The 15,856-nt window shown below is 62.9% G+C and carries 13 protein-coding genes; 11 read left to right on the top strand and 2 right to left on the bottom strand.

The window, feature by feature from the left end; genetic code table 11:
* Positions 1 to 15: 15 nt before the first annotated feature.
* Together ABE528_RS00220 and ABE528_RS00215 are read right to left on the bottom strand one after the other, a co-directional pair.
* Entirely contained in the window at positions 16 to 1,458 is a 1,443-nt protein-coding gene (locus tag ABE528_RS00220) for a SulP family inorganic anion transporter (protein ID WP_152957146.1), read from the bottom strand.
* Between the two features lie 91 nt (positions 1,459 to 1,549).
* Entirely contained in the window at positions 1,550 to 2,710 is a 1,161-nt protein-coding gene (locus tag ABE528_RS00215; protein ID WP_346651808.1) for a hypothetical protein, read from the bottom strand.
* Positions 2,711 to 2,854: 144 nt separating this feature from the next.
* Here ABE528_RS00215 and ABE528_RS00210 point away from each other — a divergent pair, with 144 nt between their 5' ends.
* The 11 genes from ABE528_RS00210 to nuoI all read left to right on the top strand — a co-directional run bounded on the left by ABE528_RS00210 (position 2,855) and on the right by nuoI (position 15,855).
* Positions 2,855 to 3,619, top strand: a complete 765-nt coding sequence (locus tag ABE528_RS00210; RefSeq protein ID WP_346651807.1) for a secretin N-terminal domain-containing protein — start codon at positions 2,855 to 2,857, stop codon at positions 3,617 to 3,619.
* 490 nt (positions 3,620 to 4,109) lie between these two features.
* On the top strand, positions 4,110 to 5,435 hold the full coding sequence (gene aceA, locus ABE528_RS00205) for an isocitrate lyase (RefSeq protein ID WP_009684219.1): 1,326 nt from the start codon (positions 4,110 to 4,112) through the stop codon (positions 5,433 to 5,435).
* A 141-nt stretch (positions 5,436 to 5,576) separates the two neighbouring features.
* Positions 5,577 to 6,239, top strand: coding sequence for a lysoplasmalogenase (locus ABE528_RS00200; RefSeq protein ID WP_152957149.1), 663 nt, complete (start codon positions 5,577 to 5,579; stop codon positions 6,237 to 6,239).
* 381 nt (positions 6,240 to 6,620) lie between these two features.
* Positions 6,621 to 7,034, top strand: a complete 414-nt coding sequence (locus tag ABE528_RS00195; protein ID WP_011534614.1) for an NADH-quinone oxidoreductase subunit A — start codon at positions 6,621 to 6,623, stop codon at positions 7,032 to 7,034.
* A 10-nt stretch (positions 7,035 to 7,044) separates the two neighbouring features.
* Positions 7,045 to 7,722 carry an NADH-quinone oxidoreductase subunit B gene (locus ABE528_RS00190; RefSeq protein WP_027920598.1) on the top strand — a complete coding sequence of 226 codons (678 nt, stop codon included), beginning with the start codon at positions 7,045 to 7,047 and terminating at the stop codon, positions 7,720 to 7,722.
* Between the two features lie 79 nt (positions 7,723 to 7,801).
* Entirely contained in the window at positions 7,802 to 9,583 is a 1,782-nt protein-coding gene (nuoC, locus tag ABE528_RS00185) for an NADH-quinone oxidoreductase subunit C/D (protein WP_027920599.1), read from the top strand.
* A 2-nt stretch (positions 9,584 to 9,585) separates the two neighbouring features.
* Complete coding sequence (nuoE, locus tag ABE528_RS00180) at positions 9,586 to 10,083, top strand: NADH-quinone oxidoreductase subunit NuoE (RefSeq protein WP_003251433.1); 498 nt, start codon at positions 9,586 to 9,588, stop codon at positions 10,081 to 10,083.
* On the top strand, positions 10,080 to 11,444 hold the full coding sequence (nuoF, locus tag ABE528_RS00175; RefSeq protein ID WP_152957151.1) for an NADH-quinone oxidoreductase subunit NuoF: 1,365 nt from the start codon (positions 10,080 to 10,082) through the stop codon (positions 11,442 to 11,444). Before nuoE ends, nuoF begins: the two co-directional genes overlap by 4 nt.
* Positions 11,445 to 11,576: 132 nt before the next feature.
* On the top strand, positions 11,577 to 14,291 hold the full coding sequence (gene nuoG / locus ABE528_RS00170) for an NADH-quinone oxidoreductase subunit NuoG (RefSeq protein WP_346651806.1): 2,715 nt from the start codon (positions 11,577 to 11,579) through the stop codon (positions 14,289 to 14,291).
* Positions 14,288 to 15,295, top strand: coding sequence for an NADH-quinone oxidoreductase subunit NuoH (gene nuoH / locus ABE528_RS00165; protein WP_027920602.1), 1,008 nt, complete (start codon positions 14,288 to 14,290; stop codon positions 15,293 to 15,295). The genes nuoG and nuoH overlap by 4 nt, the downstream gene beginning before the upstream one ends.
* Before the next feature lie 11 nt (positions 15,296 to 15,306).
* Positions 15,307 to 15,855: an NADH-quinone oxidoreductase subunit NuoI gene (nuoI, locus tag ABE528_RS00160; protein ID WP_003251442.1), complete on the top strand. Its 549-nt coding sequence runs from the start codon at positions 15,307 to 15,309 to the stop codon at positions 15,853 to 15,855.
* Position 15,856 lies beyond the last annotated feature (1 nt).

The following is a 15,856-nucleotide window of genomic DNA, read 5'->3' as shown; positions in this document are numbered from 1 at the left end:
AGGCAGCACACATCTTCAGTGCTGCTCACCAGCCCGCTTGAGCAGCTTCTTGCAACGCTCCGACAGGTGCACCACGCGCAAGTGCTTGCCCGCCTTGGCATAACGCTCACGCAAGGTCTTCAACGCCGCAATCGCCGAATAATCGACAAAGCTCAAATGCTGGCAATCGAGGGTAACCTTGGCCGGGTCATTGGCCGGGTCGAACTGATTGAGAAACGGCATGGTCGAGGCGAAGAACAGCGTGCCATGCACCTGGTAACGCTTGCCGCCTTCGCCGTCCTCGTGGCTGTCGGCATACAGCTCGCGGGCATGCTGCCAGGCAAAGTTCACGGCCGCGATGACGATACCGAACAGCACCGCCGCAGCCAGGTCGGTGAACACCGTCACCACGGTCACCGCGATGATCGCCAGCACATCGCTCACCGGCACCTTGTGCAGCACCCGCAGCGAGGCCCAGGCAAAGGTCTGCTGGGCCACCACGAACATCACCCCGACCAGCGCCGCCAGCGGAATGCGCTCGATCAGCGGTGACAGGAACAGTACGAACAGCAGGATCATCACTCCGGCCACTACCCCCGACAACCGGCCACGGCCATTGGAACTGAGGTTGATCACAGTCTGGCCGATCATCGCGCAGCCGCCCATGCCACCGCACAGGCCGGAAATCATGTTGGCGGCACCCAGGGCCACGCATTCGCGGTCCGGGTAGCCGCGGCTTTCGGTGATTTCATCGGTGAGGTTGAGGGTCAGCAGGGTTTCCAGCAGGCCGACCATGGCCATCAGCACCGCGTACGGGGCGATGATCTTCAGGGTTTCCAGGTTCCACGGCACCGCTGGCAGCGCCAACTGCGGCAGGCCACCGGCGATGTGCGCCATGTCACCGAGGGTGCGGGTCGGCAGGTCGAGCATATACACCAGCACGCCAACCCCGAGAATCGCCACCAGCGCCGGCGGCACCGCACGGGTCAGTTTGGGCAACACGTAGACCACCAGCATGGTCAGCGCCACCAGGCCGATCATCAGGTACAGCGGTGCGCCACTGAGCCAGTGCCCACCGTCCTTGAAGTGCTCGAGCTGGGCCAGGGCGATGACGATCGCCAGGCCGTTGACGAAGCCGAGCATCACCGGGTACGGCACCAGCCGCACCAGTTTGCCCAAACGCAGCAGGCCGAACAGGATCATCACCACCCCGCCCAACAGGACTGTGGCCAGCAGGTATTGCACACCGTGCTGCACCACCAAGGCAACGATCACCACCGCCATGGAGCCCGCAGCACCGGAAATCATCCCGGGGCGGCCGCCGAACAGCGCCGTCAGGGTGCAGATGATGAAGGCGCCATACAGGCCCATCAATGGATTGAGGTGGGCCACCAGGGCGAAGGCGATGCACTCGGGCACCAGGGCGAACGAAGTGGTCAGGCCGGCGAGCAGGTCGGCACGTAGTCGGGCGGGTTTCATGGGCATCCTGTGGTGCTGTCCGGGCGGACGGTACAAAAACAAGGGGCGCGATGTTACGGAAATTGTCTGACAGCGGCCACAGAAAGGCGTGTCATCGGCCTGCGCGGGTCAGCCACTGCGCCATGGACGCGTCCTCCAGGGCATACTCGCCTCGGTTGGCCTTCCATACCAGTTCCTTGTCGCGCAGGGCATCCAGGGCCTTCTGCACATTGGGCGTGCTGGCGTTGACGTCGGCCCCGGCCTGCTCCAGCTTGCGCGCGACATCGATCAAGGTCTGCTCGGTGAACGGCGAGAATGGCTGCCGCCCGTGTGCGCGTTCGGCCATGACTTCAAGCACAGCCCGTTGCAAGGGTGACAGCTCGCTACAGGCACTTTCGTAGTCACTCCATACCCCGGCCTGGTGATTAAGCGCCCCAGTGCGCAACAACTCGCCCAGGTTGGCCGCCTCGCCCAACCCCACACTGACCTCGGCCAGCAAGTTGTTGAGCATTTCCGGCCGCCGTCCCACCAGCTCGAAGGCGTATTCCAAATCATCGGGTTTGAACTGATTGCTGTCGGCCAGTCGGCGGTTCCACAGCTCGGTAATGAAGCCGACATACTCGCGCCCAAGCAGAGGGAACGGAGTGATGCTGACACCGAATAATGGCTGCTTGCTCTTGAGCACCAGGTTGGCGAGCTTGTCACGGCTGGAGCCGGTAAACACCAGGCGCAGACCGTCCGGGCGGTCCCCGCGATTGAGGTGGTCACGCGCCGCCTTGAGGGCGAACATGGCATTGAGGCCGTCTTCGCTGTTGAGCGCGTGCTGTGCTTCATCGATGATCAATACCACCATCTGCCCTGATACCTGGTGCAGCACCGCCAGCGCCTGGGCCAGGGTGGTGCCGGCGGGCAGTTGCGGGCGAGTGAAGTCCCAGCTGAGGGTGCGCAGCAGGTTGATCTTGTCGATGCCGGCCTTCTTCGCGGCCTTGGCCAGCGCACTCTGGAAACTACCCAGGGCTGTGCCGATCGCGCCGCTGATCAGGTCGGCCGGAGCGGCGTCGCGGTCCGACCACAGGTCGACATACACCGGCAGCCAGCCACGCTGCACGCACTCGGGGATGAAGTCGTTGTTGAGGAAGGTGCTCTTGCCGGTACGCCGAGGTGCAGCCAGGAACATACCCGAGCTGTAATCGACCAACGACTCGCCGGCGAGGTCCTGGGCCAGGGCTTTGGCCAACTGATCGCGACGCAGCAGCGGACGGGAGGGTGACATGCCATTATCCTAAATTATCTTCACAACTATAATTTATAGCCTACAAGATAAAATGAGATAAAACACCCTTCTCCCCTTCCATGGCAGCCATGCATACGGACAGCTGTGATCCAGGCCCGGCAAACACCTGACAAATTTGCCATCATGTTGATTCCATCTGCGGAGATCATGGACATGCCGCTACGCCCCCTCTTCACTGCCCTGCTGCTGGCCGCCAGCCTCACTGCCCAGGCCGCCACCGAGGTGGTGCCCCTGCAGCATCGCAGCAGCGCCGAACTGTTGCCCGCCGCCCAGGCCTTCATCGGCCGCGACGGCACGGTCAGCGCCTTCGAGAACAAGCTGATCGTCAATGCCAGCCCCGAGCGCATCGATGACCTGCGCACCCTGCTGCAACAGCTGGACACCGCGCCCAAGCGCCTGCTGATCAGCGTCGACAACAACGACAGCAATTACCAGGACAACCGCGGCAACGGCCAGGTTATCCGCTACGGCACCAGCAACCGCGACGGCGGTTTGCAGCAAATCCAGGCCAGCGAAGGTCAACCGGCACTGATCCAGATCGGCCAGAGCATCCCGATCACCAGTACCAGCACCGACGGCTACGGGCGCATCCAGAGCGACACCGAGTACCGCAATGTGACCCAGGGTTTCTACGTTACGCCAAGCCTGAGCGGTGACACGGTTCGTCTGCAAATAAGCACCAATAATGACCGAGTGAGCCAGGAACGTGCTGATGTAGTGAAAGTGCAAAGTACCGACACGACAATCACTGGCAGGCTCGGCGAGTGGATCACCCTGGCCGGCTACAACCAGCAGAGCCAAGCCGACCGCAACCCCTCTAGCCGCACTTACAGCACGCAACGGGGTGAAAACATGACTTTGCGCGTCAAAGTCGACCTTCTGGACTGATCCCAGGCAATTCAAGGCCTCGACCAAAGGCCTTGAAACTGACCGCCAAGTCGCATTAGACCAAAGATGTAGTAAGTGAAAAAAAGCACTACAAAGCAATTGACAGGGTCTTTTTCCCAAGGGCATGATGGCCTCGCTCCCGCTAATCAGGGGCCCTGGCAAGGGCCTTCGAGGCGTACTCCTGCCACCCCTGGAGGCACCTCGTGTCTATACGGCCCACAAGGCGGTTCGACGGGATTGCGACTGCAACGAAGAAGTTGTCCCGAGGGACGGAAGCGCATCACCGCAGTTCTGGCAATCGCGTAGCACCGCAGCAAGGCAACCACGAGCCGACCTGCCGGAGCACACTTGCGCCTGACCTGCACCACCTTCCCCTTCGAGCCTTCGCGTTCGCCGCCGCCTTCCCCCGGACAGGACAGCCGCCAGGTCCCTGATCGGCCCCGAGCATCAGCACAATTAACCCAAGATCGATGCGACGAGGTTTATTTCCATGGCACTGACACGCGAACAGCAAATTGCAGCCCTCGAGAAAGACTGGGCCGAGAACCCGCGCTGGAAAGGCGTGACCCGTACCTACACCGCCGCTGATGTCGTTCGCCTGCGTGGCTCCGTGCAACCTGAGCACACCTTTGCCCGCCAGGGTGCAGAAAAACTGTGGAAGCTGGTCACCGAAGGTGCCCACCCGTCCTTCCGCCCAGAAAAAGATTTCGTCAACTGCATGGGCGCCCTGACCGGTGGCCAGGCAGTGCAGCAGGTCAAGGCCGGCATCCAGGCCATCTACCTGTCTGGCTGGCAGGTGGCCGCCGACAACAACTCGGCCGAGTCCATGTACCCTGACCAGTCGCTGTACCCGGTCGACTCGGTACCGACCGTGGTCAAGCGCATCAACAACGCGTTCCGCCGCGCCGACCAGATCCAGTGGAAAGCGGGCAAGAACCCAGGCGATGAAGGCTACATCGACTACTTCGCACCGATCGTGGCCGACGCCGAAGCCGGTTTCGGTGGCGTGCTGAACGCCTACGAACTGATGAAGAACATGATCGAAGCGGGCGCCGCCGGCGTGCACTTCGAAGACCAGCTGGCCTCGGTGAAAAAATGTGGCCACATGGGTGGCAAGGTACTGGTGCCGACCCAGGAAGCCGTGCAGAAGCTGGTGGCCGCGCGCCTGGCAGCCGACGTTTCGGGTGTGCCAACCATCATCCTGGCCCGCACCGACGCCAACGCCGCTGACCTGCTGACCAGCGACTGCGACCCGTACGACCAGCCGTTCGTGATCGGCGAGCGTACCCGCGAAGGCTTCTACAAAGTGCGCGCCGGCCTCGACCAGGCCATCGCCCGCGGCCTGGCCTACGCCCCGTACGCTGACCTGATCTGGTGCGAAACCGCCAAGCCGGACCTCGACGAAGCCCGTCGCTTCGCCGAAGCCATCAAGAAGGAGTACCCGGACCAGATCCTATCGTACAACTGCTCGCCTTCCTTCAACTGGAAGAAGAACCTGGACGACGCGACCATCGCCAAGTTCCAGCGCGAGCTGTCGGCGATGGGCTACAAGCACCAGTTCATCACCCTGGCCGGCATCCACAACATGTGGCACGGCATGTTCAACCTGGCGCACGACTACGCCCGCAATGACATGACCGCCTATGTGAAGCTGCAGGAGCAGGAATTCGCTGACGCCAGCAAGGGCTACACCTTCGTGGCGCACCAGCAGGAAGTCGGCACCGGCTACTTCGACGACATGACCACTGTGATTCAGGGTGGCGCTTCGTCGGTGACTGCGCTGACCGGTTCGACCGAGGAAGAGCAGTTCCACTGATAGTGGGTTGCTGACCGAGGCCCGGGGCTTGCCAAAGCCCCGGGCCTTTGTTTTTGCTGTACCGGCCCTGTCGCGGCTATAGACAAAGCAGAATTCGCGATAAGGGCTATGCTTCTGGCAGCCCAGCAGCAAGGACCGCCCATGCCCCGTCCAAGCCACCTGATGATGCTCGCCCTGGCCGCCGCTGCCCTCTATATATATGCACTGGCCAGCGACAACGCCCTGCTCGGCCTGCTGGCCAAGCCCATTCCAGTCATGGCGTTGATGGCCTGGCTATACACAGCCCCCGTCACCCCCTATCGCCGCTGGATCACCCTTGGCCTGGCCTTTTCGGTACTCGGCGACATCCTCCTGGCAATCCCTGCCGACCTGTTCGTATTCGGCCTGGCCGCCTTCCTCTGTGCCCACCTGGCCTACCTGCGCGCCTATTGCGGCAAGACCACGCGCCTCGCCCTGCCCGCACTGCTGTTGAGCGCCATCACCGGCATCACCCTGTTCGGCGTGCTTGCCAGCCACGGCCTTGGCCCGCTGCTGCTCCCGGTGTCGGTCTACGCACTGGCGATCAGCGCCATGCTCTGGCGCGCCCTGGCCTGCGGCGGTGTTGCCGCATTGGGCGCCTGCCTGTTCGTGTTCTCCGACAGCCTGATCGGCATCGACCGCTTCGTCAGCCCGTTCGCTGCCGCGCCGTACCTGATCATCCTCGCCTACTGGCTCGGCCAGTGGGCGATCGCTTCGTCAGCCCGTCATCGCGCAACCGATAAAGTATTGACCCAGAGCGGTGCGCGCGGCGTCGGAAGCTGCTAGAACACGAGTCTTTCGCATTTACAAGTAGGGGGAATCTGCAGATGAACTTTACAAGGCACAGAACAGCCAAAATCAAAGGCATCAGATCAAATGATATTAATTATCATTACGAAGCTTGTAATTCGTTACCAGTCGCAAGAAACATAATTAACAAAACCGCATGCAATGCCCGAATCTCAAGGCTTTCAGCCAGTTAGGAGCGGGTATTGTTCTAAATCCTACGAATAAATTTGCAACGGAAATTTTACTTGCACCGGGTTTACCCATAAAATCAGCGCGATTGATTCAGCTGCGACATTTGGTCACTGCACCTGCGACACCACGTCGCCGCTCTACTTATTTCAGACTGCAGAGCTGGGTCTCTGTATAAGGATTTCTAGCATGTCCGATTCGGCAGGACTCATCGCCCACAACTGGGGCTTTGCCATCTTCCTTCTGGGTGTCGTCGGCCTGTGTGCCTTCATGCTCGGCCTCTCCAGCCTGCTCGGTAGCAAGGCCTGGGGCCGCGCCAAGAACGAACCCTTCGAATCCGGCATGCTGCCCGTCGGTAGCGCCCGCCTGCGCCTGTCCGCCAAATTCTATCTGGTCGCGATGCTGTTCGTGATCTTCGATATCGAAGCCCTATTCCTGTATGCATGGTCTGTGTCCGTCCGAGAAAGTGGCTGGACCGGATTCGTCGAAGCACTCGTTTTCATAGCAATTCTGTTGGCTGGTCTTGTCTACCTATGGCGCGTCGGAGCTCTTGACTGGGCACCCGAAGGTCGCCGCAAGCGGCAAGCGAAGCTGAAACAATGAGGCTTTGGCAATGCAATACAATCTCACCAGAATCGATCCGGATGCGCCCAACGAGCAATACCCGGTAGGTGATCGGGAAACCGTCACCGACCAGCTGCTCGAGGACCAGGTCCACAAGAACATCTTCATGGGCAAGCTTGAAGATGTGATGCGTGGCGCGGTCAACTGGGGTCGCAAGAACTCCCTCTGGCCGTACAACTTCGGCCTGTCCTGCTGCTACGTGGAAATGACCACGGCCTTCACGGCACCCCACGACATCGCCCGCTTCGGCGCCGAAGTCATCCGGGCCTCGCCGCGTCAGGCCGACTTCATGGTCATCGCCGGTACCTGCTTCGTCAAAATGGCGCCGATCATCCAGCGCCTGTACGAGCAGATGCTCGAGCCGAAGTGGGTCATCTCCATGGGTTCGTGCGCCAACTCCGGTGGCATGTACGACATCTACTCGGTCGTTCAGGGGGTCGACAAGTTCCTCCCCGTGGACGTCTATGTGCCTGGCTGCCCGCCACGCCCTGAGGCTTTCCTGCAAGGCTTGATGCTGCTGCAGGAGTCGATCGGCCAAGAACGACGCCCGCTTTCCTGGGTGGTTGGTGATCAAGGCATTTACCGTGCCGAGATGCCAGCCCAGAAAGACTTGCGTCGTGAACAGCGCATTGCGGTAACCAACCTGCGCAGCCCCGACGAAGTCTGATCCAGCGACCTGCCGCCCGCTCCCGAAGGAGCCGGCGGCCTGGCTTCATTCTTAACGCTGACCCAAAGCGACCGAGACCATGACAGCGGACAACGCTATTTTCATTCCGCCCTACAAGGCTGACGACCAGGATGTGGTCGTCGAACTGCACAACCGTTTTGGCGCCGACGCATTCGTCGCCCAGGAAACCCGCACCGGCATGCCCGTGCTGTGGGTCAAGCGCGCCCAGCTCAAGGAAGTGCTCAGCTTCCTGCGCGGCGTGGCCAAACCGTACAGCATGCTGTACGACCTGCACGGCGTCGACGAGCGCCTGCGCACCCAGCGCCGTGGCCTGCCAGCCGCCGATTTCAGCGTGTTCTACCACCTGCTGTCGGTCGAGCGTAACAGCGACGTGATGATCAAGGTGTCGCTCAGCGAAGGCGACCTGAACCTGCCAACCGTCACCGGCATCTGGCCAAACGCCAACTGGTACGAGCGCGAAGTCTGGGACATGTTCGGCATCGACTTTGCCGGCCACCCGCACCTCAGCCGCATCATGATGCCGCCGACCTGGGAAGGTCACCCGCTGCGCAAGGACTACCCTGCCCGCGCCACCGAGTTCGACCCCTACAGCCTGACCCTGGCCAAGCAGCAGCTTGAAGAGGAATCGGCGCGTTTCAACCCGGAAGCCTGGGGCATGAAGCGTCAGGGCGCCAACGAGGACTACATGTTCCTCAACCTCGGCCCGAACCACCCTTCGGCCCACGGTGCCTTCCGTATCGTCCTGCAGCTGGACGGTGAAGAGATCGTCGATTGCGTACCGGACATCGGCTACCACCACCGTGGTGCCGAAAAAATGGCCGAGCGCCAGTCCTGGCACAGCTTCATCCCCTACACCGACCGTATCGACTACCTCGGCGGGGTGATGAACAACCTGCCGTACGTGCTCGCGGTCGAGAAGCTGGCCGGCATTCAGGTGCCACAGAAGGTCGACGTGATTCGCATCATGCTGGCCGAGTTCTTCCGCATCACCAGCCACCTGCTGTTCCTGGGTACCTACATCCAGGACGTCGGCGCCATGACCCCGGTGTTCTTCACCTTCACCGACCGCCAGCGCGCGTATACCGTGATCGAAGCGATCACCGGCTTCCGCCTGCACCCGGCCTGGTACCGCATCGGTGGCGTCGCCCACGACCTGCCCCGCGGCTGGGACAAGCTGGTCAAGGACTTCGTCGAATGGCTGCCCAAGCGCCTCGACGAATACACCAAGGCTGCCCTGCAGAACAGCATCCTCAAGGGCCGTACCATTGGCGTTGCCGCGTACAACACCAAGGAAGCCCTGGAATGGGGCACCACCGGTGCCGGCCTGCGCGCCACCGGTTGCGACTTCGACCTGCGTAAAGCCCGCCCCTACTCCGGCTACGAGAACTTCGAGTTCGAAGTACCGCTGGCCCACAACGGCGATGCCTACGATCGCTGCATGGTCCGTGTCGAGGAGATGCGCCAGAGTATCCGCATCATCGACCAGTGCCTGCGCAACATGCCGGAAGGCCCGTACAAGGCGGATCACCCGCTGACCACGCCGCCGCCGAAAGAGCGCACCCTGCAGCACATCGAGACCCTGATCACGCACTTCCTGCAAGTCTCGTGGGGCCCGGTCATGCCGGCCAACGAGTCGTTCCAGATGATCGAGGCGACCAAGGGCATCAACAGTTACTACCTGACGAGCGATGGCGGCACCATGAGCTACCGCACCCGGATCCGTACCCCGAGCTACCCGCACCTGCAGCAGATCCCTTCGGTGATCAAAGGCAGCATGGTCGCCGACCTCATTGCGTACCTGGGCAGTATCGACTTCGTTATGGCTGACGTGGACCGCTAAGCATGAACAGCACGCTTATCCAGACAGACCGTTTCGCCCTGAGCGAAACCGAGCGCTCGGCCATCGAGCACGAAATGCATCACTACGAGGACCCGCGCGCGGCGTCCATCGAAGCCCTGAAGATCGTCCAGAAGGAACGTGGCTGGGTGCCGGACGGCGCCATCCACGCCATCGGCGAAGTGCTGGGCATCCCGGCCAGCGATGTCGAGGGTGTGGCCACCTTCTACAGCCAGATCTTCCGTCAGCCGGTTGGCCGCCACATCATCCGCGTGTGCGACAGCATGGTCTGCTACATCGGCGGCCACGAATCGGTGGTCAGCCAGATCCAGAGCGAACTGGGCATCGGCCTCGGCCAGACCACCGCAGACGGGCGTTTCACCCTGCTGCCGGTGTGCTGCCTGGGCAACTGCGACAAGGCCCCGGCGCTGATGATCGACGACGACACCTTCGGTGACGTGCAGCCGGCTGGCGTTTCCAAACTGCTGGAGGGTTACGTATGACCATTACTTCCTTCGGCCCGGCCAACCGCATCGCGCGTTCGGCCGAAACCCACCCGCTGACCTGGCGCCTGCGTGACGACGGCGAGCCGGTCTGGCTGGCCGAGTACCAGTCGAAGAACGGCTACGCCGCTGCCCGCAAGGCACTGGCCGACATGTCCGCCGACGACATCGTGCAAAGCGTCAAGGACTCCGGCCTCAAGGGCCGTGGTGGCGCAGGCTTCCCCACTGGCGTGAAGTGGGGCCTGATGCCCAAAGACGAATCCATGAACATCCGCTACCTGCTGTGCAACGCGGACGAAATGGAGCCGAACACCTGGAAGGACCGCATGCTGATGGAGCAACAGCCCCATCTGCTGGTCGAGGGCATGCTGATCAGCGCCCGCGCCCTGAAGGCCTACCGTGGCTACATCTTCCTGCGTGGCGAATACACCACCGCGGCGAAGAACCTCAACCGCGCCATCGACGAAGCCAAGGCCGCCGGCCTGCTGGGCAAGAACATCCTCGGCAGCGGCTTTGATTTCGAGCTGTTCGTGCACACCGGTGCCGGGCGCTACATCTGCGGTGAAGAAACCGCACTGATCAACTCGCTGGAAGGCCGTCGCGCCAACCCGCGCTCCAAGCCGCCCTTCCCTGCCGCCGTTGGCGTCTGGGGCAAGCCGACTTGCGTGAACAACGTCGAAACCCTGTGCAACGTTCCGGCCATCGTCGCCAACGGCAACGACTGGTACAAGTCGCTGGCCCGTGAAGGCAGCGAAGACCACGGCACCAAGCTGATGGGCTTCTCCGGCAAGGTGAAGAACCCGGGCCTGTGGGAACTGCCGTTCGGCGTCACCGCCCGTGAGCTGTTCGAAGACTACGCCGGTGGCATGCGCGACGGCTTCAAGCTCAAGTGCTGGCAGCCAGGCGGCGCCGGTACCGGCTTCCTGCTGCCCGAGCACCTCGACGCACAGATGTACGCCGGTGGCATCGCCAAGGTCGGCACCCGTATGGGTACCGGTTTGGCCATGGCGGTCGACGACAGCATCAACATGGTCTCACTGCTGCGCAACATGGAAGAGTTCTTTGCCCGCGAGTCGTGCGGCTGGTGCACGCCATGCCGTGACGGCCTGCCGTGGAGCGTGAAGATGCTGCGCGCACTGGAGAAAGGCCAGGGCCGCGCAGAAGACATCGAGACGCTGCTGGGGCTGGTCAACTTCCTCGGCCCAGGCCGTACCTTCTGTGCTCACGCACCGGGTGCCGTCGAGCCATTGGGCAGTGCCATCAAATACTTCCGCTCGGAGTTCGAGGCAGGTGTCGCTCCAGCGGGTGCTGGTGATGCTTTGCGCCCGAACCTGGCGAAGCCGATCGTGGTCGGCGCATAACAAGATGATTAGGCGGGTGGCCGGTGCCACTCGCCAGCTTGCCGGCAGGCCCGAGCGATCGTGGCGTGTCGCAAGCTCACCGATTTCCATTAGCCACGCCCGCTCACGCGGGCCAACGAAGAACTTTGAACAATGGCCACTATCCACGTAGACGGCAAAGCGCTCGAAGTCAACGGTGCGGACAACCTGTTACAGGCGTGTCTGTCACTCGGCCTCGACATCCCTTATTTCTGCTGGCACCCGGCGCTCGGTAGCGTCGGCGCCTGCCGGCAATGTGCGGTCAAGCAGTACACCGACGAGAACGACACCCGTGGTCGTATCGTCATGTCCTGCATGACCCCTGCCTCCGACGGCACCTGGATCTCCATCGACGATGACGAGTCCAAGGCGTTCCGCGCCAGCGTCGTCGAATGGCTGATGACCAACCACCCGCACGACTGCCCGGTGTGCGAGGAAGGCGGTCACTGCCACCTGCAGGACATGACGGTAATGACCGGCCACAACGAGCGCCGCTACCGTTTCACCAAGCGTACCCACCAGAACCAGGACCTCGGCCCGTTCATCGCCCATGAGATGAACCGCTGCATCGCCTGCTACCGCTGCGTGCGCTACTACAAGGACTATGCCGGTGGTACCGACCTGGGCGTGTACGGCGCCCACGACAACGTGTACTTCGGCCGCGTCGAAGACGGCGTGCTGGAAAGCGAGTTCTCCGGCAACCTGACCGAGGTCTGCCCGACCGGCGTGTTCACCGACAAGACCCACTCCGAGCGCTACAACCGCAAGTGGGACATGCAGTTTGCCCCAAGCATCTGCCACGGTTGCTCCAGCGGCTGCAACATCAGCCCGGGCGAGCGCTATGGCGAACTGCGTCGCATCGAGAACCGCTTCAACGGTTCGGTCAACCAGTACTTCCTGTGTGACCGCGGCCGCTTCGGCTACGGCTACGTCAACCGCAAGGACCGCCCGCGCCAGCCACACCTGGCCGACGGCACCAAGCTGAGCCTGGACGCCGCCCTGGACAAGGCCGCCGACCTGCTGCGCGGCCGCACCATCGTCGGTATCGGCTCGCCACGCGCCAGCCTCGAAAGCAACTACGGCCTGCGTGAGTTGGTCGGCGCCGACTACTTCTACTCCGGTATGGAAGCTGGCGAACTGGCCCGCGTGCGCCTGGCCCTGAACGTGCTGAACAACAGCCCGCTGCCAGTGCCGACCCTGCGCGACATCGAAGACCACGACGCCGTGTTCGTGCTCGGTGAAGACCTGACCCAGACCGCTGCCCGTGTGGCCCTGGCCGTGCGCCAGTCCACCAAAGGCAAGGCCGAGGCCATGGCCGAAGCCATGAAGGTGCAGCCGTGGCTCGATGCCGCCGTGAAGAACATCGGCCAGCACGCGCTGTACCCGCTGTTCATCGCCTCGCTGGCTGAAACCAAGCTCGACGACGTTGCCGAAGAATGCGTGCACGCGGCCCCCGCCGACCTGGCCCGCATCGGTTTCGCCGTGGCCCACGCCATCGACCCGAGCGCACCGGCAGTCGCCGGCCTGGACGACGAAGCCAAGGCCCTGGCCCAGCGCATCGCCGACGCCCTGGTCGCCGCCAAACGCCCACTGGTGATCGCCGGTACCTCGCTGGCCGACCCGGCGCTGATCGAAGCCGCCGCCAACATCGCCAAGGCCCTCAAGCTGCGCGAGAAGAACGGTTCGCTGAGCCTGGTGGTGCCTGAGGCCAACAGCCTCGGCCTGGCCATGCTGGGTGGCGAGTCGGTCGATGCCGCACTGGACGCCGTCATCAGCGGCAAGGCCGACGCCATCGTCGTGCTGGAAAACGACCTGTACGCCCGCGTAGCGGCCGCCAAGGTCGACGCAGCCCTGGCCGCGGCCAAGGTGGTGATCGTCGCCGACCACTCCAAGACCGCCACTGTCGACCGCGCCCACCTGGTGCTGCCGGCCGCCTCGTTCGCCGAAGGCGACGGTACCCTGGTCAGCCAGGAAGGCCGCGCCCAGCGCTTCTTCCAGGTGTTCGACCCGCAGTACCTGGACAGCAGCATCCTGGTGCACGAAGGCTGGCGCTGGATGCACGCCCTGCGTGCCACCCTGCTCAACAAGCCGGTCGACTGGACCCAACTGGACCACGTCACCAGCGCCTGCGCCGAAGCTGCCCCGCAACTGGCTGGCATCGTCAACGCCGCACCAAGCGCCGCGTTCCGCATCAAGGGCATGAAGCTGGCCCGTGAGCCGCTGCGCTACTCCGGCCGTACCGCCATGCGCGCCAACATCAGCGTGCACGAGCCACGTACCCCGCAGGACAAGGACACCGCGTTCGCCTTCTCCATGGAAGGCTACTCGGGTTCGGCCGAACCGCGCCAGCAGGTGCCGTTCGCCTGGTCGCCGGGCTGGAACTCGCCGCAAGCCTGGAACAAGTTCCAGGACGAGGTCGGTGGCCACCTGCGTGCCGGTGACCCAGGCGTGCGCCTGATCGAATCGCAAGGCGATCGCCTGAACTGGTTCAACGCCATCCCGGGCGCCTTCAACCCGGCCCGTGGCAGCTGGACTGCAGTGCCGTTCTTCCACCTGTTCGGCAGCGAAGAGACCTCCTCGCGCGCCGCCCCGGTGCAGGAGCGCATCCCGGCCGCCTACGTGGCCCTGGCCAAGTCCGAAGCCGACCGCCTGGGTGTCAACGACGGCGCCCTGCTGAGCCTTAACGTTGCCGGTGTGGCCCTGCGCCTGCCGCTGCGCATCAATGAAGAACTGGGCGCTGGCCTGGTTGCCCTGCCCAAAGGCCTGGCCGGCATCCCGCCTGCCATCTTCGGTGCATCCGTCGAAGGTCTGCAGGAGGCAGCACAATGAGCTGGTTCACCCCCGAAGTGATCGATGTGATCCTCACCGTGGTCCGGGCCGTCGTGGTCCTGCTCGCGGTGGTGGTCTGCGGCGCGCTGCTCAGCTTCGTCGAGCGGCGCCTGCTGGGCTGGTGGCAGGACCGTTACGGTCCGAACCGCGTCGGCCCGTTCGGCATGTTCCAGATCGCTGCCGACATGCTGAAGATGTTCTTCAAGGAAGACTGGAACCCGCCCTTCGTCGATCGCATGATCTTCACCCTGGCGCCGGTCGTGGCCATGAGTGCCCTGCTGATCGCCTTCTGCGTGATCCCGATCACCCCGCTGTGGGGCGTCGCCGACCTGAACATCGGCCTGCTGTTCTTCTTCGCCATGGCCGGCCTGTCGGTCTACGCGGTGCTGTTCGCCGGCTGGTCGTCGAACAACAAGTACGCCCTCTTGGGCAGCTTGCGTGCCTCGGCACAGACCGTGTCGTACGAAGTGTTCCTGGGCCTGGCGCTGATGGGCGTGGTGGTGCAGGTGGGTTCGTTCAACATGCGCGACATCGTTGAATACCAGGCCCAGAACCTGTGGTTCATCATTCCGCAGTTCTTCGGCTTCTGCACCTTCTTCATCGCTGGCGTCGCCGTGACTCACCGTCACCCGTTCGACCAGCCGGAAGCGGAGCAGGAACTGGCCGACGGCTACCACATCGAGTATGCCGGCATGAAATGGGGCATGTTCTTCGTCGGTGAGTACATCGGCATCATCCTCATCTCGGCGCTGCTGGTGACCCTGTTCTTCGGCGGCTGGCACGGCCCGTTCGGCATCCTGCCGCAACTGTCGTTCCTGTGGTTCGCCCTGAAGACCGCGTTCTTCATCATGCTGTTCATCCTGCTGCGCGCCTCGATCCCGCGCCCGCGTTATGACCAGGTGATGGACTTCAGCTGGAAGTTCTGCCTGCCGCTGACCCTGATCAATTTGCTGGTGACCGCTGCGATCGTGCTCTACAACACGCCAGCCGTCGCGGCCCAGTGAGGATTTGACCCATGTTCAAGTATATCGGCGACATCGTTAAGGGCACCGGCACCCAGCTGCGCAGCCTGGCAATGGTGTTCTCCCACGGGTTCCGCAAGCGCGACACCCTGCAGTACCCCGAAGAACCCGTGTACCTGCCGCCGCGCTACCGCGGCCGCATCGTCCTCACCCGCGACCCCGATGGCGAGGAGCGCTGCGTGGCGTGCAACCTCTGCGCGGTGGCCTGCCCGGTCGGCTGCATTTCGCTGCAGAAGGCCGAGACCGAGGACGGCCGCTGGTACCCGGAGTTCTTCCGCATCAACTTCTCGCGCTGCATCTTCTGCGGCCTGTGTGAAGAAGCGTGCCCGACCACCGCGATCCAGCTGACTCCGGATTTCGAAATGGCCGAGTTCAAGCGTCAGGACCTGGTGTACGAGAAAGAAGATCTGCTGATCTCCGGCCCCGGCAAAAACCCTGACTACAACTTCTACCGTGTTGCGGGTATGGCGATCGCTGGCAAGCCGAAGGGCTCTGCACAGAACGAAGCCGAGCCGATCAACGTGAAGAGCTTGCTCCCATAAG

Source organism: Pseudomonas sp. TWI628, from assembly GCF_039673865.1.
In the GTDB taxonomy this organism is placed as follows: domain Bacteria; phylum Pseudomonadota; class Gammaproteobacteria; order Pseudomonadales; family Pseudomonadaceae; genus Aquipseudomonas.
The sequence above is the reverse complement of the archived record's forward strand: the minus strand, read 5'-3'. Positions and strand labels throughout refer to the sequence as shown.

Excerpts from the sequence above, each read along its gene's own strand:
- nuoC (WP_027920599.1), top strand. The coding sequence starts at position 7,802 with ATGACAGCGGACAACGCTATTTTCATTCCGCCCTACAAGGCTGACGAC.
- nuoE (WP_003251433.1), top strand. The coding sequence starts at position 9,586 with ATGAACAGCACGCTTATCCAGACAGACCGTTTCGCCCTGAGCGAAACC.
- nuoH (WP_027920602.1), top strand. The coding sequence starts at position 14,288 with ATGAGCTGGTTCACCCCCGAAGTGATCGATGTGATCCTCACCGTGGTC.
- nuoI (WP_003251442.1), top strand. The coding sequence starts at position 15,307 with ATGTTCAAGTATATCGGCGACATCGTTAAGGGCACCGGCACCCAGCTG.
- nuoF (WP_152957151.1), top strand. The coding sequence starts at position 10,080 with ATGACCATTACTTCCTTCGGCCCGGCCAACCGCATCGCGCGTTCGGCC.
- ABE528_RS00210 (WP_346651807.1), top strand. The coding sequence starts at position 2,855 with ATGTTGATTCCATCTGCGGAGATCATGGACATGCCGCTACGCCCCCTC.
- ABE528_RS00190 (WP_027920598.1), top strand. The coding sequence starts at position 7,045 with ATGCAATACAATCTCACCAGAATCGATCCGGATGCGCCCAACGAGCAA.
- ABE528_RS00195 (WP_011534614.1), top strand. The coding sequence starts at position 6,621 with ATGTCCGATTCGGCAGGACTCATCGCCCACAACTGGGGCTTTGCCATC.
- aceA (WP_009684219.1), top strand. The coding sequence starts at position 4,110 with ATGGCACTGACACGCGAACAGCAAATTGCAGCCCTCGAGAAAGACTGG.
- ABE528_RS00215 (WP_346651808.1), bottom strand. The coding sequence starts at position 2,710 with ATGTCACCCTCCCGTCCGCTGCTGCGTCGCGATCAGTTGGCCAAAGCC.
- ABE528_RS00220 (WP_152957146.1), bottom strand. The coding sequence starts at position 1,458 with ATGAAACCCGCCCGACTACGTGCCGACCTGCTCGCCGGCCTGACCACT.
- nuoG (WP_346651806.1), top strand. The coding sequence starts at position 11,577 with ATGGCCACTATCCACGTAGACGGCAAAGCGCTCGAAGTCAACGGTGCG.
- ABE528_RS00200 (WP_152957149.1), top strand. The coding sequence starts at position 5,577 with ATGCCCCGTCCAAGCCACCTGATGATGCTCGCCCTGGCCGCCGCTGCC.